Genomic DNA, 19,511 nt, shown 5'->3' on the forward strand with positions numbered 1-19,511 from the left:
GCTGAGGGCCCTCTCGATCCGTTCGAGAGGGCCCTCGGCGCGTTCTGATCGAGCTCACTGCACCGCACGGCGCTTGGTGAGGACCCAGCCGGCCACGGTCGCGACGAGCACCCAGCCGGTCAGGATGAGGATCGACCGCTGCTCCGCCATGCCCTGGCCCAGCAGCATGGTGGCGTGGGCGGGGTCGACGGCGTCCCCGAGCTCCGGCCGGCTCACCCGCAGCAGCGGCAGCACGCCCAGGATGAGCAGGTAGAGCACGGTCAGCGCGGCCGTGGTGTTCGCCGTCGCGGCCCCGATGCCGGCGCCGACCACCGCGAACACCGCACCCGCCGCCACCGTCACCCACAGGCCCTGGGCCCAGCCGTCCCAGTTCAGGTCGTCGACCCCCACCAGGGCGATCACGCCGAGCGAGCCGACGCCCGACACCGCCGCGAACGCGGCGCCCAGCAGCGCGACCGCGGCCACCTTGGCCGTCTGCACGAGCCCCCGCCGCGGCACCAGCAGGTAGCTCGTCTGCACCGTCCGGTGGGTCCACTCCCCCGCCGTCGAGACGACGCCCAGGGCCAGCATCACCAGCCCGGTCATCATCGCGGTGACGCCCATCGGGCCGCTCACCGCGCCGAGCTCCGCGTCCAGCGCGGCCAGCGCCAGCCCGACGGGCCCCATCAGCATCGCGGCCGCGGCGAACCCCCTGCCGGAGCGGTGGGAGGTCGACTTGCGCATCTCCAGGCCGACCAGGGTCGGCAGTGACGGAGCGGTCCCGCGCACGGGCACGTCGGTGCGCGGCGCGGAGAGGGTCAGGGTCTCGGTCATGGCAGTGCTCCTTCGGGAACGGTCGGTCAGGCAGCGGGGGAGGTGAGGGAGAAGAAGACGTCCTCGAGGCCGCGCTGCACCGGGCGCAGGTCGACCAGGACGTGACCGCCCGCGGCGGCCACCGCGCCGACCTCGGCCGGCTCGGCGTCCGGGACGACGAGCGCACCGTCGTCCCTCCGTTCCACGTGGAACCCGGCCGCCTCGAGCGCCACGGCCAGCGCCCGCGGCTGCGCCGCCCGCACGACGACGCCGTCCGCGCCGAGCAGCGCGGCGACCGGGCCGTCGGCGACGATCCGCCCGCCGCCGATCACCAGCAGCCGGTCGACCGTGTGCTCGACCTCGCCGAGCAGGTGCGAGGACAGCAGCACCGTCCCGCCGCGCGCCGCGTGCCCGCGGAGCAGGTCGCGCATCCAGCGGATCCCCTCGGGATCGAGCCCGTTGACCGGCTCGTCGAACACCAGCACCGGCGGGTCGGCCAGCAGCGCCCCGGCGATGCCCAGCCGCTGCCGCATGCCCAGCGAGTAGCCGCCCAGCCGCCGGGAGGCCGCGTCGGCCAGCCCGACCGCCGCCAGCACGTCGTCCACCCGCGACGGCGGCACCCCGACCGCCGTCGCCAGCAGCCGCAGGTGCGTCCGTCCGGTGCGGCCGGGGTGCATCGCACCGGCGTCCAGCAGGGTGCCGACGACGGCGCCCGGGTTGGGCAGCTGGTCGTACCGCCGGCCATCGACGGTCGCCGTGCCCGACGTCGCCGGCACCAGGCCGGTCATCATCCGCATCGTCGTCGTCTTGCCGGCGCCGTTCGGGCCGAGGAAGCCGGTGACGGTGCCGGGCTCGAGGGCGAACGAGACGTCGTCGACGACGGTCCGCTCGCCGTACTCCTTGGTCAGTCCGCTGACCGTGATCATGGGAACCTCCGCAGGGGATCGGGACGGCACCGAATCTGCTGCCCGGGCCCCGGTCCCCGCGTCGGCCGGGAGCCGCGACCCCGGACGACGGACGGCGCGACGTCGTCATCCGAAAGTTGACGCAGGAGCCCCCTCCCGGGCGACCCGCGACCGGCCCGCGGAGAAATACGCTCCGCCGCATGGGGCTCCGCGACCGGTTGTGGCCGGGCCTCCCCGTGCGCGCGATCTGGGTCGAGCTGCACGTCGCGGTCTCCTGCGCGGCCGTGCTCGCCTTCGAGGTCGCGGCGCTGAACCCGGGCCCGCTGGCCTCCCTCCTGCTGATCCTGGTCGGCGTCGGGCTCGGCTTCCTGCTGCTCCTCCTGCGCCGGCGGGCTCCGCTGATCCCTTTCGCCGTCGGCGCGGCGCTGAGCACGATCGGCCTCTCCACCGGGCTGCTGGTCTCGGCCTACGCCGTCGCCCGGTACGTCGCCTCCTGGCGCACCCTCGCCGTCGCCGGCGGCGCGGGCAGCGTCCTGGCGCTGCGGCCCTGGGAGCACGACACGCGCAGCGAGTGGATCGGCGGCATCGGCACCGCCGCGCTGCTCGTGCTGCTCCCCGGCGCGCTCGGCATCTGGCAGCGCACCCGCGCCGAGCTCCTGTCCGCGCTGCGCGACCGAGCCGAGCGGGCCGAGGCCGAGCGCGAGCTGCTGGCCCGCGACGCCGTCCTCACCGAGCGGACCCGCATCGCCCGCGAGATGCACGACGTCGTCGGCCACCGGGTGAGCCTCATGGTGCTGCAGGCCGGGGCGATCGAGATGGCCGCGCGGGATCCCGCCCGCGTGGAGCAGCTGGCCGACAACGTGCAGACCGCCGGCCGGCAGGCGCTGGACGAGCTGCGGGAGATGGTCGGGGTGCTGCGCGGCGCGGAGCTGGACGAGGCGGCGCCGCTCGGCCCGCAGCCCGGGCTGGAGGACCTGCCCCGGCTGGTGGAGCACGCCCGCGCCGCGGGGATGCGCGTCGACCTCGCCCTGCCGCGGATCGCCGACGTCGAGCCGTCGGTCGGCCGCGCCGCCTACCGGATCGTGCAGGAGGCGCTCACCAACGCGGGCCGGCACGCACCCGGCGCAGCGGTGACCGTCGCCGTCGGGCGGACGGCGGGCTCGCTCAGCGTGCGGGTGGTCAACGGGCGGGCGGACGGCGTTCCCGCGGGAACGCCCGGCGGTGGCTACGGCCTGGTGGGGTTGGCCGAGCGGGTGCGCACCCTCGGCGGCCGGTTCACGGCCGGGCCGCGGCTGGACGGCGGCTTCTGCGTCGAGGCGGTGCTGCCGGCGTGAGCGAGCCGATCCGGGTGCTGCTGGTGGACGACGAGGAGCTCGTGCGGTTCGGGCTGCGCACGGTGCTGGAGTCCGCGGGCGGGTTCGAGGTGGTCGGCGAGGCGGGGAACGGCGCCGAGGGTGTCCGCAAGGCCCGGGAGCTGCGGCCCGACGTCGTCCTCGTCGACATCCGCATGCCGGAGGTGGACGGGCTGACCGCGACGGCGCAGCTCCTCGCGCTGCCCCAGCCGCCGCAGGTCGCCGTCCTCACCACGTTCCACCTGGACGAGTACGTCTACGGCGCGCTGGCCGCCGGCGCGGCCGGCTTCCTGCTCAAGGACACCCCGCCCCGTCAGATCGCCGCCGCGGTGCGCGCGGTCGCCGACGGCACGGCGACGCTGAGCCCGAAGGTGACCGCGCAGCTCATCGAGTCCTACGTCGACCGGCGGGCCGCACCACGCCGGGCGGCGGCGCTGCAGCGGGTCGGCAGCCTGTCCGACCGCGAGCGCGAGGTGCTGGCGCTGCTGGGCACCGGCGAGCCCAACGCCGAGCTGGCGAAGCGGCTGTTCGTCAGCGAGGCGACGGTGAAGACCTACGTCTCGCGGCTGCTCACCAAGCTCGACCTGGCCAACCGGACGCAGGCGGCGATCCTGGCCCACGAGGCCGGGCTGCTGGACTAGTTCCTCCGCCCGGGCAGCGCCCTCGCCATGCGCACGACCGCCTCCCGCAGCCGGTCCGGGGCGTGCGCGGCGTAGCCCAGCACGAGGCCGGGCCGGCCGGGTGCCAGCCGGTGCCAGGACAGCGGGTGCACGACGACGCCGGTGTCCCGCACCGCCTCGGCGAGGTGGACGTCGTCCGCGTCGCTGCCCGGGAAGGTGACGAGGACGTGCAACCCGGCCGCCACCCCGTCCACCTGCGCTCCCGGAAGGTGCTCGGCCAGGGCGGTCACCAGCGCGTCCCGCCGGGCCCGCTGCCGTCCGCGGACCAGCCGGAGGTGCCGCTCGTACGCCCCGCCGGCGAGCAGCTCCGCGAGCACCAGCTGGGGCAGCACCGGGCTGCCCAGGTCGCTGGCGTGCTTGGCGGCGACCAGCTCGGCGTCCATCCCGGCCGGGGCGACCAGCCAGCCGAGCCGCATCCCGGGCGCCAGCGACTTGGACACGCTGCCGGTGTGCGCCACCTGCTCCGGCGCCGAGGGCTGCAGGGCGGGCACCGGCGCGCGGTCGTAGCGGTGCTCGGCGTCGTAGTCGTCCTCGATGACCAGGCCACCGCTGGCCGCCCAGGCCAGCAGCTCGCGGCGCCGTCCCGGTGACAGCACGACGCCGGTCGGGAACTGGTGCGCCGGCGTCACCATCACCGCCCCGACGCCGGTCCCCACCAGCGCCGCCACGTCGAGCCCCTCGCCGTCCACCGGGACGCCCACCGGGGCGAGGCCCCAGTGCGCGAACTCCTCGCGCGCCCCCTTGGACCCCGGGTCCTCGACGCCGATGGTGGTCGCTCCTCGGCGCCCGAGGGTCTGCGCCAGGAGGGCCAGCGCCTGGGCCACCCCGCCGACGACGAGGATCTCCTCCGCGTCCACCCGCAACCCCCGGGTGCGGGCCAGCCAACCGGCCAGCTGGCTGCGCAACCGTCCGCTCCCCCGCGGATCGCCGTACCCGAGCTCGGCCGCCGGCGCGCTGCGCAGCACCTCGCGCTCCGCGCGCAGCCAGGCGGCCCGCGGGAAGGCCGACAGGTCCGGGAGGCCGGGGGAGAGGTCGATCTCGCCGGATCGGGGCGTCTCCGCCGTGGGCCTGGGCAGCCGCAGCGCGCCCGCCCCGGGCCGGGGCCGGGACGGACGGCGAGGCGAGGGCGCGAGCGCGACCGGCAGCACGGTGCTGCCGCTGCCCGGTCGCGGCTCCACCAGGCCCTCGTCGGCCAACCGCTGGTAGACCTCCACCACCACGCCCCGGGCGATGCCGAGATCGGTGGCCAGGGTGCGCGTCGCCGGCAGCCGGTTCCCGGCCGCCAACCGCCCGGCGGCGATCGCGGAGCGGAGCTCCTCGGTCAGCCACGACGTCAGCTGCCCCCGGGGCACCCCGGCAGCGGACAGCTGCAGGAAGTCAGCACCCCGGTCCGCCACTGGTCCACTCCACCAGCCCGGAAGTGGTCCTGTCGAGAGGACCGCCTGCGGTGCAGCGTGGCGGCCATGACGACGACGCTCCCGGCCCACCCCTCCGCCCGGCTCTCGGCGACGACGGCCGGCGCCCTGACCGGCATCCCGGCGATGGCCTTCGTCGGCAGCAGCGTCGCGGTGTCGGCGCACCTGGCCGACGCCCCGCTGTCCACCGTCCAGTCGCTGCGCTACGCCCTCGCGGTGCTGCTGCTGGCCGCGATGGCGCGGATCGCCGGGCACCGGGTGCAGCGGCCGCGGGGCGCGGAGTGGTTGTGGCTGGGCGGCGTGGTCGCCACCGGGCTGGTGCTCTTCAACGTCGGCCTGGTGCGCGGAGGGCAGCACGCCGAGCCGGCCGTGCTGGGCGTCGCCGTGGCGTGCGTGCCGCTGGTCCTCGCCGTCGTCGGGCCCCTCCTCGAGGGCAACCGGCCGCGCCCGCGCGTGCTGGCGGCGGCCGCAGTGGTGACGGCGGGCGCGGTCCTGGTGCAGGGCGCCGGGCAGAGCGACGGGCTGGGCATCGCCTGGGCGGTGCTCGTGCTCGCCTGCGAGGTGGGGTTCACCCTGCTCGCCGTCCCGCTGCTGCGCCGGCACGGCCCGTGGGGCGTCTCGATGCACACCGCCTGGCTGGCCGCCCTCGCGTTCGGCGCAGGAGGCGTGGTCCTCGACGGGCCGACCGCGATCGCCGCGCTGGGCGGGGAGGACCTGCTGGCCGCGGGGTACCTCGCCGTGGTGGTCACCGCGGTGGCGTTCGTGCTCTGGTACTCCGCGGTCGGCCGGCTGGGCGCCGCGCGGGCCGGTCTGCTGACCGGGATCACGCCGATCGCCGCCGCGCTGACGGCCGTGGCGCTGGGCGGTGCGGCGCCGCGGCCGCTGGTCCTGACCGGAATCGCGGTCGTGGGAGCCGGGCTGGTGCTCGGGCTCGGAGCCGCCCGCGCGCCCGCCGGCGCACAGGGGGGCTCCCGGCAAGCGGTGTCGCGGAGCACCATGGGGCATCCGACCGGGAGGGCCCATGGGCAACCGGATGCTCGAACGGGGTGAGGAACTGCGGCAGCTCGCCGCCGCCGCGCGCGAGGCAGCGGCCGGTCAGGGCAGCGTGCTGCTCGTCTCCGGCGAGGCGGGCATCGGCAAGACCACTCTCGTCGCCGCCACCCGCGCCCAGCTGGCCCCCGAGGGCCGCCTGCTCGTCGGCCACTGCGACGACCTCGCCACGGCTCGCCCGCTCGGCCCGTTCCGCGACCTCAGCGACTCCGTCGGCGTCGACCTGCGCAGGGCCCTCACCGGCGAGGTCGACCGCGAGACCCTCCTGACCGCCCTGCGCTCCGAGCTCGACTGGACCGGGCACGGCACCGTCCTCGCCATCGAGGACGTGCACTGGGCCGACCACGCCACCCTCGACGTCCTCCGCTACCTCGTCCGCCGGGTGCACGAGCTGCCCGCCGTCCTCGTCCTCACCTACCGGGACGACGAGGTCCCCCGCGACCACCCGCTGCGCGCGCTGCTCGCCCTCGCCGCCGCCCAGCCCCGCACCCGGCGGCTGCCACTCGCGCCGCTCTCCCCCGCCGCCGTCGCCGAGCTCTGCGGACCGGAAGGCGCCGGAGAGGTCTACGCCGTCACCGCCGGCAACCCCTACTACGTCAGCGAGGTGCTCTCCGCCGGCAGCAGCGACCCCGTCCCGGCCACCGTCGTCGACGCCGTGCTCGGCCGGCTGCGCCGGCTCGACCCCGGTAGCCGCGCCGCGGTCGAGCAGCTGTCCGTGGTCCCCGGCGCGGCCGAACGGCGGCTGGTGGACGCCCTTCTCCCCTCGGGCCTGGTCGACCTCGCCCCCGCCGAGGAGCACGGGCTCGTCACCGTCACCGCGCACGGCGTCACCTTCCGGCACGAGCTCACCCGCCGCGCCGTCGTCGATGCCCTCCCGGGCGCCCGTCGGATCGCGCTGGAGTCCTGCGTCCTGAAGGCGCTGGAGGAGAGGCACGACGTCGAGCCCGCCCGCCTGGTGCACCACGCCGCCCGCGCCGGCGACGACGGCGCCGTCATCCGCTACGCCCCGCTGGCCGCGCGCGAGGCCGCCCGCAGCGGTGCGCACCGCGAGGCGGTGGCCCACTACCGGCTGGCGCTCGAGCACGCCGACGCCTACGACGACGCCCAGCTCGCCGACCTGCTCGAGGGCAGCGCGATCGAGGTCTACACCGCCGGCGGCCACGAGCGCAGCTCGCTGGACGACCAGGCGGACGCCGTCGAGCTGCGGCGGGCGCTCGAGGACCCCGCGAAGCTCGGGGCGAGCCTGCGCTGGCTGTCGCGGATCTGCTGGTGGTCCGGTGAGCGCGCCCGCGCCGAGGCCGCGGCGGCGGAAGCCGTCGCCGTCCTGGAGTCCGCCGGCGACGACGGGCTGCTGGGCATGGCCTACAGCAACCAGTCGCAGCTCGACATGCTCGCCGACCGCAACGTCCGCGCCGTCGAGGTCAGCGGCCTTGCGATCGCGCTGGCCCGGGCCACCGCCGACCCCGCCACCCTCAGCCACGCCCTCTGCAACCACGCCACAGCCCGGCTCAACCTCGGGGACACCGCGGCGCTGGAGCTGCTGCCCGAGGCCCGCGCCGTCGCGCTGGCCGCCGGCGAGACCGAGCACGCCGTCCGTGGCTACGTGAACGAGATATGGGCCCGCCTGGAGGGGCTGGACCCGCGGTCGGCCGAACCGCTGATCCGCGAGGGCATCGCGCTCGCCGAGGAGCACGAGCACCTGGTCTTCCTCAGCTACCTGCACGTGGAGGCCGGGATGGCCGCCGTCGCCACCGGCCGCTACGCCGACGCCGCCGAGGAGGTGCGCACCGGGCTGGAGTCGACGCTGCCGATCCGTTGCGCCGCGCTCACCGTCGCCAACCGCGCGGCGGTGCGCACCGGCCGGGCCGACCCGGCTCGGCTGCACGAGATGTGGCGGCTGGCCGAGCGGCTCGACGAGCTCCAGCGCACCGCGCCCGCCGCGGGCACGCTCGCCGAGGCGGCCTGGCTGGAGCACGGGGACGACGGCCTGCGCGCCGTCCGCGGCGTGCTGGAACGGGTGCACACCGAGGGGCTCCGCCTGGGCCACGGCGAGCGGGTCGCCGAGCTGGGCTTCTGGCTCACCCGGGCCGGGGCCGACGTGCCGCTGGACGGGGACCACCCGTTCACCCGGCTCGCCTCCGGCCGAGCCCGGTCCGCCGCCGCCGCGTGGGAGATCGCCGGCCACCCCTACGAGCGGGCGCTCGCGCTGTCGCTGAGCCCGGAGGTGGACGACGCCGTCACCGCGCTGGGCGTGCTCGACCGGATCGGCGCGGCCCCCCTGGCGGCGAAGATCCGCCGCGAGCTGCGGGCGCGCGGGGTGCTCGGCGTCCCCCGCGGGCCCATGCGCGCCACGAAGCAGCACGCCGGCGGCCTCACCCCGCGCCAGGCCGAGGTCGCCGACCTGCTGCGCCAGGGCCTGACCAACGCCGAGATCGCCGGGCGGCTGGTCATCTCCGAGCGCACCGCCGACCACCACGTCTCCGCCGTCCTGGCCAAGCTGGGGGTGCGCAGCCGCGCCGATCTGGGCACCGCTGCCCGCTGATCTGGGCACCGCGGACCGATTCCCCGCGGCGTCGTCGTCCCTAGGAAGGAGTCACCCGGCCGACACCGGCCGCCGACCAGAGCTAGCGCGACATGACCGTGAACGAGGACCGGCTGATGGACTTCCTGCACCGGTTCGTGGGAGACCTCGGCGCCACGATGGCCGCCGGCAACGTCGTCCTCGGCGACCGGCTGGGCCTCTACCGCGCGCTGGCGGCCGGACCGGTGCTGCCCGGCGAGCTGGCCGAGAAGGCCGGCACCGCCCCGCGCTACACCGAGGAGTGGCTGCGCGGGCAGGCCGCCGGCGGCTACGTCGAGTACGACCCGGGGACCGGCCGGTACTCCATGACCGAGGAGCAGGCGTTCGCGCTGACCAGCCCCGACAACCCGGTGTTCGCGCCAGGGGCCTTCCAGCTGGCGCTCGGCGCGCTGCGCGCGGAGGACCGGATCACCGAGGCCTTCCGCACCGGCCAGGGCGTCGGCTGGCACGAGCACGACGCCGAGGTGTTCAGCGGGACGGAACGGTTCTTCCGGCCCGGCTACATCGGCAACCTGATGTCGAGCTGGCTGCCGGCGCTGGACGGCGTCGTCGCCAAGCTGCAGTCCGGCGCGCGGGTGGCCGACCTGGGGTGCGGGTACGGCGCCTCCACCGTGCTGATGGCGCAGGCCTTCCCGGCGTCGACGTTCGTCGGCAGCGACTACCACGCCGGCTCGATCGCGGCGGCCGAGAAGCGGGCGTCGGAGGCCGGGGTCGCACCGACCGTCTCGTTCGAGGTGGCCCGGGCCGGCGACTTCGGCGGCGGCCCGTACGACCTGGTGACGACGTTCGACTGCCTGCACGACATGGGCGACCCGCTGGGCGCCGCCCGGCACATCCGCGAGCAGCTGGCCCCCGACGGCACCTGGATGATCGTCGAGCCGGCGGCCGGCGACACGGTGGAGGACAACCTGAACCCGGTCGGCCGGGTCTACTACTCGTTCAGCTCGTTCCTCTGCGTGCCCAACGCGCTCTCCCAGGACGGCGGGTACGCCCTCGGGGCCCAGGCGGGCGAGGCCGCGATCCGGCGGGTGGTCACCGACGCCGGGTTCTCCCGGTTCGCGCGGGTGGCCGAGACGCCGTTCAACATCGTCTACGAGGCTCGCACGTAGCGGTCCGGGGCGCCGGTGTCGTCGGCACCCGGCATGCTCGCCCCACGCGGTGGGCGAGGTCGTCGACGACGCCGTCGTCGCCTGGCGCGACCTGCGGCTGACCTGCCCGGCGCCGGTCCCATCCGGATCGCGGCCTGCCGATATCCACCAGCGACGAGCGGGGCCTTCTGGCGGTCCTGACGACCAGCCGGAAGGGCGATCGATGCTGCGCAACCGAGGGACTGCCCTCCGGACCGAACCGGTACCCGTCCCCCGCGACGTGGAGGCCGTCGAGGCCGTCGTGAACGCGCTCGACGAGGGTGTCGCCGACGACGCCGAGGCGCACCGCACGATCGCCCTCACCCTCGGGCGGGAGCTCGACCTCGACTACGGCGCCGCCTGGCTGCCCGACGGCGCCGGGGGCTTCGCCCTCGAGGCCGAGAGCGGCCGCTACGCCGGGGCGATGCGGGCCTCGCGGATCGACCGGCTGCTGCCCACCGAGGGGCTGGCCGGCGCCGCGGTCCGCACCCAGGAGCCGGTGCTCAGCAACGAGGCCACCGACCCGGCGACCTGCGGCCGGTGGCGCGCGGCGCAGGCGGCCGGTGCCACCCGCGGGTGCGTCCTCCCCGTCGTCGAGGACGGCACGGTGGTCGCGCTGTACGAGTTCTACAACGACCACGAGCTGCCGTTCTTCGGCGGACGCCAGTCGAAGTGGAAGTCCCTGCGCCGGCTGCTCTCCCACGCCCGGAAGGCGGCGCTGGCCAAGGCCACGCTGCAGGAGACCCTCGACGACCGCGAGGCCGTGACCACCGTCGTCACGAAGATCGGCGCGGCCGCCGACCAGGAGCAGGCGCTCCGGATCGCCCTGGACACAGTGCGCAGCGCGTTCGGCTGGGCCTACGGCTCCTACTGGGCACTGGACGAGGAGGCCGGGGTGCTGCGCTTCCAGCAGGAGTCCGGCAACGCCGGGGACGAGTTCCGCCAGGTCACGCTCACCGCCAGCTTCGCCGAGGGCGTGGGCCTGTCCGGCCGCGCCTGGCGGGCCCGCGAACTGGTCTTCGTGCCCGACATCGGCCAGGTCACCGACTGCGTCCGGGCCCCCGCCGCGCAGCGCGCGGGGGTGAAGTCCGGCGTCTGCTTCCCGCTGGTCATCGGCGGCCGCGTCGTCGGCACCATGGACTTCTTCGTCACGACGACCATCGAGCTGTCCCAGTCGCGGGCCGCCTCGCTGCGCAACGTGCAGCAGCTGGTGTCGCAGCGGCTCGACGTCCTCCGGCGCAACGAGGAGAGCGCGCAGAACGCCCGCGAGCTGCTCGACACCATCGCCCGGCTCCGCGAGGCGGCCAACGAGGCCGGCACGGTCGCCGAGAGCGCCGTCGCCCAGGCCAGCACGATGACCGGCGACGTCGCCCAGCTCGACGAGGCCTCGGCCGCCGTCGGCGAGGTCATCCGGATCATCTCCGGCATCGCCGACCAGACCAACCTGCTGGCGCTCAACGCGACCATCGAGGCCGCGCGCGCCGGCGACGTCGGCAAGGGGTTCGCCGTCGTCGCCAGCGAGGTCAAGGACCTGGCCCGGGAGACGGCACAGGCCACCCAGCGCGTCTCCGACCAGATCGCCGGCATCCAGGGCAGCAGCAAGGCGGTGGCCGCCGGCATCCACACGACCAGCGAGATCATCGGCCGGCTCGACGCCGTGCAGGCCCGGATCGGCGACGTCCTCGAGGAGCAGCGGCGGATGGCGCAGCTGATCGAGGCGGCCGGGTGACGCCCGCCGTCCGACCCGCTCCGTAGCCTCCGGCCGTGGACGCCGACCGGTTCTGGGCGCTCGTCGACGCGGCGGGCGGCGAGCTCGACGCGCTGCGGCCGCTGCTGGCACCGCTTCCCGACCAGGAGCTGCTCGCGTTCCAGCAGCGGCTGCACGACCAGACCGCCCGCGCGAACGGCTGGCGGCTCTGGGCGGCCGGCTACCTGGCCGCGGACGGGATGAGCGACGACTCGTTCGACTACTTCCGGCTGTGGCTGGTGCTGCAGGGCCGGGCGGCCTTCGAGCGGGTGCTCGCCGATCCCGACACGCTCGCCGAGCTGGCCTGGGACGACGAGGGCGCGGTGTTCGACGCGGCCGAGGCCTTCGGCTACCTGGTCGCCGAGGTGCTCGAGGAGCGGGGCTCGGATCCGGGCGACGCGCTCGTGGCCGCCACCGCGACCGGCGAGCCCAGCGGTGAGCCGTTCCGCGAGGACGACGACGCCTGGTTCGCGACGGCGTTCCCCCGGCTCACCGCCCGCACCCGCGCCTGACGAGAACGGGCCGGGCGGGGCCTCGATCGGCGTCGAGGCCCCGCCCGGCCCGGAGTGGTCTCCCGGAGGATCAGCCGGCCTGCTCCAGGAACGGGTAGTCGGTGTAGCCCTCGGCGCCGCTGGCGTAGAAGAGGTGCGGCTTCGGCTCGTTCTCGGGGTGCTCGCCCTTCCACCGCTCGACCAGGTCCGGGTTGGCGATCACCGGCCGGCCCACGGCGACGGCGTCGGCGTGCGCGGCCTCGATCAGCGCGACGGCCTCGTCCCGCGTCGTCACCGTGCTGAAGCCGCTGTTGACGATCAGCGGCCCCCCGAAGCGGCGGCGCAGCTCCTGCACCAGCTCGCCGGCCGGTTCCACGTGCAACACCGACAGGTACGCCAGGCCCAGCGGCCGCAGCCGGTCGAGCAGGTAGCCGTAGGTGGCGAGCACGTCGGCGCGGTCGGTCTCGAACGCGTCCTGGATGTTGTGCTCCGGCGAGATCCGCAGGCCCACGCGGCCGGCGCCGATCTCGGCGGACACCGCCTCGACCACCTCGGCGACGAAACGGGCCCGCTGCTCGGGCGAGCCGCCGTACCCGTCGTCGCGGACGTTGGACGCCGGTGACAGGAACTCGTGCAGCAGGTAGCCGTTGGCCCCGTGCAGCTCGACGCCGTCCAGCCCGGCCTCGATCGCCCGGCGCGACGCGGCCACGAAGTCCTGCGTGACGCGCTGCAGCTCCTCGGCGGTCAGCGCGTGCGGCTCGGGGTAGGCGAGCTTGCCCTCGGCGGTGCGGGCGACGCCGTTGATCGCGATCGCCGACGGCGCCTCGACCCGGCGCCCGCCGTTGATCTCCGGGTGCGTGACCCGGCCCCCGTGCATGACCTGCAGGACGATCCGCCCGCCCTCGACGTGCACGGCGTCGGCGACGCGGCGCCAGCCCTCGACCTGCTCGTCGGTGACGATGCCGGGCTGGCCCACGAAGGCCTGCGACTGGTGGTTCGGGTACGTGCCCTCGGTGATGATCAGGCCGACACCCGCGCGCTGCCGGTAGTGCTCGACGACGAGGTCACCGGGGACGCCGGAGGCTCCCGAGCGCATGCGGGTGAGCGGCGCCATCACGACGCGGTTGGCCAGCTGCAGATCGCCCAGGGCGATCGGGGAGAACAGGTCCATGGTGGGTTGCAACGACCAACGACCGCCCGGATTCCGGAACGCGACCGGCATCACGGCCGGCCGCAGCGAGCCGGGCCACCCGCAGCGAGCCGGCCGGCCGGCCAGCAGACTGGCCCCATGACCTGGACGCCCGCCGACATCCCCGACCTCAGCGGCCGCACCGCGGTCATCACCGGTGGCAACGGCGGGCTCGGCCTGGTCTGCGCGCACGAGCTCGCCCGCGCCGGCGCGCACGTGGTGATCGCCGCCCGCGACCAGGACAAGGCCCGGACGGCGGAGCAGCAGGTCCGCGCCCGGAACGCCGACGCCTCGCTCGAGGTCGTGCCGCTGGACCTCGGCTCGCTGGCGTCGGTGCGGCAGGCGGCCGATGACGTCCTGGCCGCGCACGACCGCGTCGACCTGCTGCTGAACAACGCCGGGCTCATGGCGATGCCGGAACGGCGCACCGCCGACGGGTTCGAGATGCAGTTCGGGGTCGACCACCTCGGCCACTTCGCCTTCACCGCGCACCTGCTGCCCGCGCTGCTCGCGGCGCCGGCGGCCCGCGTCGTCACGATCACGAGCATCGCCCGCTTCGCCGGCTCCCCGGTGGACCCGGCCGATCCGCACCTGCGCCGTCGCTACCGCCCGTGGCGCGCCTACGCGCAGGCCAAGTGGGCGAACTACCACTTCGGGCTGGGCCTCCAGCAGCGGTTCGAGCGGGCCGGCGTCGCCGCGCGCAGCCTGATCGCGCACCCCGGGCTGTCGAACACCGACCTGCAGGCGCGGACCGTCCGCGAGGGCGGCGGGGGGTGGCTGGGCGCGGTGTCGGAGGTCATGGCGAAGCGCAGCGGCATGCCCGCGGCCGAGGGCGCCCGCCCCCAGCTGCGCGCCGCCACCGACCCGGGCGCGCGCGGCGGCGAGCTGTACGGCCCCCGCTGGGGCTCGAACGGTGCGGCGGTGCGCCGGCCGGTGCTGCGGCGCTGGGACCTGCAGCGGCGGATCGACCAGCTCTGGGAGGTCTCCGCGCGGGAGACCGGCGTCGCCCTCGACGTCGGCTAGAGCCGGCCGGCGGCCGTGAGCTCGACCGCGGTCAGCACCTCCCAGCGGACGGCGGTGCTGCCCGGCCGGACCACCCGCCAGTATCGGGCGAACAACCGGCGGGAGGCGTCATCGGTCGCCTTCACCCGCGTCTCCGAGCTGAGCTCCGTCCCGCTGCCGCTGGGCGCGAGCCGGAAGTCCACCGCGGCCTTCACCCATCCCGGCGCGTACCAGGCCCGCAGCCCCGCGGCGTCCAGCTGCGGCCCGGTCTCCCCACCGGTCCAGTGCCAGGGCTGCAGCAACCCGCCGAACACGACCGAGGTCGGCTCGTCCGACGCCAGCAGCGGCACCGGCAGCGCGTCCAGGAACGGCCGGTCGTGCAGCTGCCCCAGCCCGCGGCCGGCGAGCAGCACGGGCAGGAAGCGCGCGGCCGACAGCGTCAGCGTCACCGGGAGCCGGGACAGCCGCACGGCGTGCAGCGCGTCCCAGACGTCGTCCGGTGGGGCGGCGATCCACCGCGCCTGCCGGGTGACGTGGTCCGGCCGCGGGACGACGTCGTCGAGCTCCACGCCGTCAGCCCAGCGCGGCGTAGACCGCGCGCACGTAGGCCTCGGCCCGCCCGGAGCCGATGATCCCCGGCGTCATCCGGTTCATCATGTAGGTGATCGTGAGCCGCCGGTCCAGGTCCACCACCGCCAGCGAGCCGCCCCAGCCGCCCCAGAAGAAGGTGCGCCCCTCGGGGACGTAGGGCACGACCGGCGAGCCGAGGCAGAAGCCCATGCCGAACCGGAACCGCTCGCCCAGCACCAGGTCGACGCCGTCGAACTGCTGGTCGAGCACCAGCTCCACGGTCTTCGGCGAGAGCAGCCGGACCCCGCCGGCGGTGCCGCCGAGGGACAGCACCCGCAGCACCTTCATCACGCCGCGGGCGTTGGAGTGCCCGTTGAGCGCGCCGAGGTCGGCGGCCCGCCACTCCGGTGAGTTCGCCGCCTTGGCCGACATCACCGGCCCGGTGGAGGTCCTGACCGCGATCGAGTCCGGGTCCAGCGTCCGCGGATCGACGTCCGGCGGGGGCGGCGGCACCACGGGCGCGATCCGCGACACCTCGGACTCGCGGGCACCGATCTGGAAGTCGGCCTGCAGCGGGTCGGCGATGGAGTCGGCGACGAACTTCCGCAGCGTGGTGTTCGTGATCCGCCGGATCACCTCGCCGACCAGGTTCCCCTGCGTGGCGGCGTGGTAGCCCGACGCCGTCCCCGGCTCCCACCACGGCCGCTGCTGGGCCAGCCGCTCGGTGGCCGAGCTCCAGTCGTACATGTCCCGGATGGAGAACGGCTTCTCCCAGCCGGAGACGCCGGAGGTGTGCGACAGCAGGTGGCGCACCTGCACGTCCTTCTTGCCCTTGGCGGAGAACTCCGGCCAGTAGTCGCCCACCGGTGCGTAGAGGTCCAGCTCGCCGCGCTCGACCAGCAGCAGCGCGGCCAGCGCCAGCACGCACTTCGTCGTCGACCAGACGTTGACGATCGTGTGCTCCGACCAGGGCTGGGTGCGCGCCTCGTCGCGGTGGCCGCCCCACAGGTCGACGACGGTCTCGCCGTCCAGGTCCACCGCGACGGACGCCCCGAGCTCCTCGCCGTCGAGGTGCTGGGCCAGCGCGTCCCGCACGGCGGAGAAGCGGTCGTCGCACCGGCCGTGGACGTCGGCCATCAGGAGCCCTCCCGGGGGTCGGGACGGCCCCGTTGCCGCCCGAGCAAGATCCCATCACGGGCGCCGCGCGGGCGCGAGCCGCGTCGTCCGGACCGGCCGCCGTCGCCAACTGCGGGGAAGCAGGCCTCCGGACGGCGCCCCGGGGACCTGCTTCCCCGCAGGTGCGGGCGGCGGCGGTCAGCTCTCGTACTCCGCGCCGACGGCGCCGGTCTCCACCTCGCCCACCCGGCGGTACTCGCACATCAGCGCCCCGGTGGAGGTGGCGGTCGACGAGGTGAGCCGCCACGTCCGGGGGATGGTGCCCTCGCCGAACAGCCGCTTGCCCTCGCCCAGCGCCACGGGGAAGACGATCACGCGGAGCACGTCGACCAGGTCCTCGCGCAGCAGCGTCTGAATCAGCCCGGCGGAGCCGTGCACCTGCAGCTCCCCGCCGTCCTGCTCCCGGAGGGCACGGACGGCGCCCGGGACGTCGTCCCCGAGGAGGCGCGCGCCCTGCCACTCGACCGAGGTGAGCGTGCGGGAGGCGACGTGCTTGGTCTTGGTGTTCAGCGCCCGGGCGACGGCGTCGTCCTCGGTCGGCGCCTGCGGCCAGTGCTGCGCGAAGATCTCGTAGGTCCCGCGGCCCAGCAGGAAGTCCTCGGCGGGCGCGAACCAGGCGTCCATCTGCGCGCCCATCGCCTCGTCGAAGAACGGCACGAGCCAGCCGCCCCACCGGAAGCCGCCCGAGGTGTCCTCGTCCGGGCCGCCGGGCGCCTGCAGAACGCCGTCCATGGTGACGAACGTGGTGACGACGAGATCGCGCATGACCTTCTCCTCCGCTGCTCGGCGGCCCCTGGCAGGCCGCCCCTCACCAGGACGTCGAACGGCGGCGGCCCTCATCGACACCCGCACCGAAATTTCTGACGGGACCGCCCGGTTGTCGGCCGCATGCCCAAGGTCTGGTTCATCACCGGTGCGTCCCGCGGCTTCGGCCGGGAGTGGGCGACCGCCGCCCTCGAGCGCGGCGACTCGGTCGCCGCCACCGCCCGCGACACGAGCACGCTCGACGACCTCGCCCAGCGGTTCGGCGACCGCCTGCTGCCGCTGCAGCTCGACGTGGACGACCGCGCCGCCGACGTCGCCGCCGTCCAGCAGGCGCACGAGCGGTTCGGCCGGCTCGACGTCGTCGTCAACAACGCCGGCTACGGCCAGTTCGGCATGATCGAGGAGATCTCCGAGGCCGAGGCCCGGGCCCAGTTCGAGACGAACGTCTTCGGCGCCCTCTTCGTCACCCAGGCCGCGCTGCCGATCCTGCGGGCGCAGGGCTCCGGCCACATCCTGCAGGTCAGCAGCATCGGCGGGATCAGCGCGTTCCCGAACATCGGCATCTACAACGCCTCCAAGTGGGCGCTCGAGGCGCTCAGCCAGTCGCTGGCCGCGGAGGTCGCCGACTTCGGCATCAAGGTCACGATCATCGAGCCCGGCGCCTACGGCACCGACTGGGGCGGCTCGTCGGCGAGGCACGCGACGCCGGACCCGGCCTACGACGAGTTCCGCGCGAAGGCGGCCGAGGCCCGCAAGGCCCGCGCCGGCAACCCCGGCGACCCGGCCGCCACCCGTGCCGCGGTCCTGGAGCTCGTCGACGCCGAGGAGCCGCCGCTGCGGGTCTTCTTCGGCGACGGCCCGCTGGCGATCGCCACGCGGGACTACGAGTCCCGGCTGGCCGAGTGGAAGCGGTGGGAGCCGCTGTCGGTGAAGGCCCACCGGGGCTGATCCGGAAGGTCAGAGGCGGAGGGCGGTGCGGACCAGATCGGCGACCGCCCGCGAGCGGCTGTGCGGCGGCCAGGCGATGACCGTGGTGACCTCGGGGGCGTCCACGACCGGCACCGCGACGACGTCGTCGTGCAGCAGCGGCCGGACCGACTCCGGCAGCACGGCCGCGGCCCGGCCCAGCGAGACCAGCTGCAGCAGCTGGGTCGGGCTCTGCACCGCCGGGCCGGAGCCGGTCGGGTAGCTGCCGTCCGGCGCGGGCCAGCGCGGGAGCGGCAGGTCGTCCAGGTCGGCGAGGTGCAGCTCCCGGCGGGTGGGCAGCTCGTGCCCGGCCGGGAGGACGACGACCTGACCCTCCGTGCCGAGCTCCTCGACGTCGAAGCCGGCCACGTCGTCGAACGGCCGGTGCAGGACCGCCACGTCGGCGCGGCCGTCGCGCAGGTACCGCGCCTGCTCGCCGGGGCCGCAGAGCGCCACCTCGACGCGGGTGGCGCCGGGCTCCGCCGCGTAGGCGTCCAGCAGCTTGGCCAGCAGCTCCGTCGACGCCCCGGCCTTGGTGGCCAGCACGACCCCCGGCTCGCCGTCCGCGGTCCGGGCCGCCCGCCGGGTCCGCTGCTCGGCGGCCGCCACGGCGTCCAGGGCGGCCCGCGCCTCGTGCAGGAGGACCGCCCCCGCCCCGGTCAGCGTGACGGACCGGCTCGTCCGGTGCAGCAGCTCGGCACCCAGGCGGCGCTCGAGCCGGCTGATCGCCCGGGACAGCGGCGGCTGCGCCATGCCCAGGCGCTGTGCGGCCCGGCCGAAGTGCAGCTCCTCGGCGACGGCGACGAAGTACCGCAGCTCCCGCGTCTCCACGCCGACGACGGTAGCCGCGTGGGGGCGGCGGAGCGATACCCGCCGGGTATCGCCGGGCACCCAGCTCGTCTTGGACCGCGGGGCCACCCCGGCCGCAGGCTCGACGGCATGAGCGACACGAAGACCGCCCTGGTCACCGGGGCGAACAAGGGCATCGGCTACGAGATCGCGGCGGGCCTCGGCGCGCTGGGCTGGAGCGTGGGGGTGGGCGCCCGCGACGCGGCACGGCGGGACGACGCGGTGGCCCGGCTGCGCGGCTCCGGCGTCGACGCCTTCGGCGTCCCGCTGGACGTCACCGACGACAGCAGCGTGCGTGCCGCCGCGGACCTGCTCGCCGAGCGCGCCGGCCACCTGGACGCCCTGGTGAACAACGCCGGCATCACCGGCCGCCTCGACCAGATGCCGACCACCGTCGACCTCGACGTCATCCGCACCGTCGTGGACACCAACGTCCTCGGCGTCATCCGGGTCACCAACGCGGTGCTGCCGCTGCTGCGCCGGGCGCCGTCGCCGCGGATCGTCAACATGTCCAGCGGCGTCGGCTCGCTCACCCGGCAGTCCGGGCCGGGCGGCGAGCTCACAACCGGCCCGATCGCCGTGGCCTACTCCCCCTCCAAGACGTTCCTCAACGCCGTCACGCTGCAGTACGTCCGCGAGCTGGCCGGCACCGGCATCCTGGTCAACTGCGCCTGCCCGGGCTTCGTCGCCACCGACCTCAACGGCTTCCGCGGCGTGCGGACCCCGCAGCAGGGTGCGGCCACCGCCATCCGCCTGGCGACGCTGCCCGACGACGGCCCGACCGGGGGCTTCTTCGAGGACGCCGGCACCGTTCCCTGGTGACGCCGTCGGGTGATCGCGGTGGGGCCACCGGT

General features: G+C 75.6%; 18 protein-coding genes. 10 read left to right on the plus strand and 8 right to left on the minus strand.

Annotation, left to right across the window (positions count from 1 at the left end):
- Positions 1–54: 54 nt before the first annotated feature.
- A complete protein-coding gene (locus tag DQ241_RS00110) occupies positions 55–813 on the minus strand; it encodes a hypothetical protein (protein WP_113827966.1) in 759 nt (252 codons plus the stop codon).
- A gap of 26 nt (positions 814–839) precedes the next feature.
- Entirely contained in the window at positions 840–1,718 is an 879-nt protein-coding gene (locus tag DQ241_RS00115; RefSeq protein WP_113827968.1) for an ABC transporter ATP-binding protein, read from the minus strand.
- A gap of 179 nt (positions 1,719–1,897) precedes the next feature.
- Here DQ241_RS00115 and DQ241_RS00120 point away from each other — a divergent pair, with 179 nt between their 5' ends.
- Positions 1,898–3,031 (plus strand): sensor histidine kinase, encoded by a 1,134-nt coding sequence (locus DQ241_RS00120; protein WP_113827970.1) that lies wholly within the window; start codon positions 1,898–1,900, stop codon positions 3,029–3,031.
- Positions 3,028–3,690, plus strand: coding sequence for a response regulator transcription factor (locus DQ241_RS00125; RefSeq protein WP_199583937.1), 663 nt, complete (start codon positions 3,028–3,030; stop codon positions 3,688–3,690). Before DQ241_RS00120 ends, DQ241_RS00125 begins: the two co-directional genes overlap by 4 nt.
- Here DQ241_RS00125 and DQ241_RS00130 read toward each other — a convergent pair.
- Positions 3,687–5,126, minus strand: a complete 1,440-nt coding sequence (locus DQ241_RS00130) for a PLP-dependent aminotransferase family protein (RefSeq protein ID WP_113827972.1) — start codon at positions 5,124–5,126, stop codon at positions 3,687–3,689. The genes DQ241_RS00125 and DQ241_RS00130 overlap by 4 nt on opposite strands.
- A gap of 66 nt (positions 5,127–5,192) precedes the next feature.
- Here DQ241_RS00130 and DQ241_RS00135 point away from each other — a divergent pair, with 66 nt between their 5' ends.
- From DQ241_RS00135 to DQ241_RS00155, 5 genes are all read left to right on the plus strand, one after another.
- The gene (locus DQ241_RS00135; RefSeq protein ID WP_113827974.1) at positions 5,193–6,194 is read left to right on the plus strand and encodes a DMT family transporter; all 1,002 of its coding nucleotides are present in this window, start codon (positions 5,193–5,195) and stop codon (positions 6,192–6,194) included.
- Positions 6,166–8,736 carry an AAA family ATPase gene (locus tag DQ241_RS00140; RefSeq protein WP_113827976.1) on the plus strand — a complete coding sequence of 857 codons (2,571 nt, stop codon included), beginning with the start codon at positions 6,166–6,168 and terminating at the stop codon, positions 8,734–8,736. Before DQ241_RS00135 ends, DQ241_RS00140 begins: the two co-directional genes overlap by 29 nt.
- 92 nt (positions 8,737–8,828) lie before the next feature.
- Entirely contained in the window at positions 8,829–9,884 is a 1,056-nt protein-coding gene (locus tag DQ241_RS00145; RefSeq protein WP_199583939.1) for a trans-aconitate 2-methyltransferase, read from the plus strand.
- A gap of 259 nt (positions 9,885–10,143) precedes the next feature.
- Positions 10,144–11,631: a methyl-accepting chemotaxis protein gene (locus DQ241_RS21340; protein WP_304554199.1), complete on the plus strand. Its 1,488-nt coding sequence runs from the start codon at positions 10,144–10,146 to the stop codon at positions 11,629–11,631.
- Positions 11,632–11,666: 35 nt separating this feature from the next.
- Positions 11,667–12,161 (plus strand): DUF4240 domain-containing protein, encoded by a 495-nt coding sequence (locus tag DQ241_RS00155; RefSeq protein ID WP_113827979.1) that lies wholly within the window; start codon positions 11,667–11,669, stop codon positions 12,159–12,161.
- Positions 12,162–12,231: 70 nt separating this feature from the next.
- Here the strand turns inward: DQ241_RS00155 and DQ241_RS00160 are convergent, their stop codons facing one another.
- Positions 12,232–13,311, minus strand: coding sequence for an alkene reductase (locus tag DQ241_RS00160; RefSeq protein WP_113827981.1), 1,080 nt, complete (start codon positions 13,309–13,311; stop codon positions 12,232–12,234).
- A gap of 117 nt (positions 13,312–13,428) precedes the next feature.
- On the opposite strand from DQ241_RS00160, the gene DQ241_RS00165 reads away from it, so the two are divergent.
- Entirely contained in the window at positions 13,429–14,352 is a 924-nt protein-coding gene (locus DQ241_RS00165) for an oxidoreductase (protein WP_113827983.1), read from the plus strand.
- Here the strand turns inward: DQ241_RS00165 and DQ241_RS00170 are convergent.
- The 3 genes from DQ241_RS00170 to DQ241_RS00180 form a co-directional block, all read right to left on the minus strand.
- Complete coding sequence (locus DQ241_RS00170; protein WP_113827985.1) at positions 14,349–14,900, minus strand: hypothetical protein; 552 nt, start codon at positions 14,898–14,900, stop codon at positions 14,349–14,351. The two genes, DQ241_RS00165 and DQ241_RS00170, sit on opposite strands and share 4 nt — an antisense overlap.
- Before the next feature lie 4 nt (positions 14,901–14,904).
- Complete coding sequence (locus DQ241_RS00175) at positions 14,905–16,038, minus strand: serine hydrolase (RefSeq protein WP_113827987.1); 1,134 nt, start codon at positions 16,036–16,038, stop codon at positions 14,905–14,907.
- A gap of 177 nt (positions 16,039–16,215) precedes the next feature.
- On the minus strand, positions 16,216–16,842 hold the full coding sequence (locus DQ241_RS00180) for a dihydrofolate reductase family protein (RefSeq protein ID WP_113827989.1): 627 nt from the start codon (positions 16,840–16,842) through the stop codon (positions 16,216–16,218).
- Between the two features lie 123 nt (positions 16,843–16,965).
- On the opposite strand from DQ241_RS00180, the gene DQ241_RS00185 reads away from it, so the two are divergent.
- A complete protein-coding gene (locus tag DQ241_RS00185; protein ID WP_113827991.1) occupies positions 16,966–17,790 on the plus strand; it encodes an SDR family oxidoreductase in 825 nt (274 codons plus the stop codon).
- A 9-nt stretch (positions 17,791–17,799) separates the two neighbouring features.
- Here the strand turns inward: DQ241_RS00185 and DQ241_RS00190 are convergent, their stop codons facing one another.
- Complete coding sequence (locus tag DQ241_RS00190; protein ID WP_113827993.1) at positions 17,800–18,639, minus strand: LysR family transcriptional regulator; 840 nt, start codon at positions 18,637–18,639, stop codon at positions 17,800–17,802.
- 108 nt (positions 18,640–18,747) lie between these two features.
- Between DQ241_RS00190 and DQ241_RS00195 the strand changes: the two genes are divergently transcribed.
- Positions 18,748–19,479 carry an SDR family NAD(P)-dependent oxidoreductase gene (locus DQ241_RS00195; RefSeq protein WP_113827994.1) on the plus strand — a complete coding sequence of 244 codons (732 nt, stop codon included), beginning with the start codon at positions 18,748–18,750 and terminating at the stop codon, positions 19,477–19,479.
- Positions 19,480–19,511: the final 32 nt, after the last annotated feature.

This window comes from Blastococcus sp. TF02A-30 (assembly GCF_003319185.1).
Classification (GTDB): Bacteria; Actinomycetota; Actinomycetes; order Mycobacteriales; family Geodermatophilaceae; genus Blastococcus.

What these genes read in the sequence shown, in the direction of transcription:
- DQ241_RS00175 (WP_113827987.1), bottom strand. Translation starts at nt 16,038, where the DNA reads ATGGCCGACGTCCACGGCCGGTGCGACGACCGCTTCTCCGCCGTGCGG.
- DQ241_RS00145 (WP_199583939.1), top strand. Translation starts at nt 8,829, where the DNA reads ATGACCGTGAACGAGGACCGGCTGATGGACTTCCTGCACCGGTTCGTG.
- DQ241_RS00165 (WP_113827983.1), top strand. Translation starts at nt 13,429, where the DNA reads ATGACCTGGACGCCCGCCGACATCCCCGACCTCAGCGGCCGCACCGCG.
- DQ241_RS00185 (WP_113827991.1), top strand. Translation starts at nt 16,966, where the DNA reads ATGCCCAAGGTCTGGTTCATCACCGGTGCGTCCCGCGGCTTCGGCCGG.
- DQ241_RS00115 (WP_113827968.1), bottom strand. Translation starts at nt 1,718, where the DNA reads ATGATCACGGTCAGCGGACTGACCAAGGAGTACGGCGAGCGGACCGTC.
- DQ241_RS00135 (WP_113827974.1), top strand. Translation starts at nt 5,193, where the DNA reads ATGACGACGACGCTCCCGGCCCACCCCTCCGCCCGGCTCTCGGCGACG.
- DQ241_RS00120 (WP_113827970.1), top strand. Translation starts at nt 1,898, where the DNA reads ATGGGGCTCCGCGACCGGTTGTGGCCGGGCCTCCCCGTGCGCGCGATC.
- DQ241_RS00195 (WP_113827994.1), top strand. Translation starts at nt 18,748, where the DNA reads ATGAGCGACACGAAGACCGCCCTGGTCACCGGGGCGAACAAGGGCATC.
- DQ241_RS00110 (WP_113827966.1), bottom strand. Translation starts at nt 813, where the DNA reads ATGACCGAGACCCTGACCCTCTCCGCGCCGCGCACCGACGTGCCCGTG.
- DQ241_RS00140 (WP_113827976.1), top strand. Translation starts at nt 6,166, where the DNA reads ATGGGCAACCGGATGCTCGAACGGGGTGAGGAACTGCGGCAGCTCGCC.
- DQ241_RS00180 (WP_113827989.1), bottom strand. Translation starts at nt 16,842, where the DNA reads ATGCGCGATCTCGTCGTCACCACGTTCGTCACCATGGACGGCGTTCTG.
- DQ241_RS00160 (WP_113827981.1), bottom strand. Translation starts at nt 13,311, where the DNA reads ATGGACCTGTTCTCCCCGATCGCCCTGGGCGATCTGCAGCTGGCCAAC.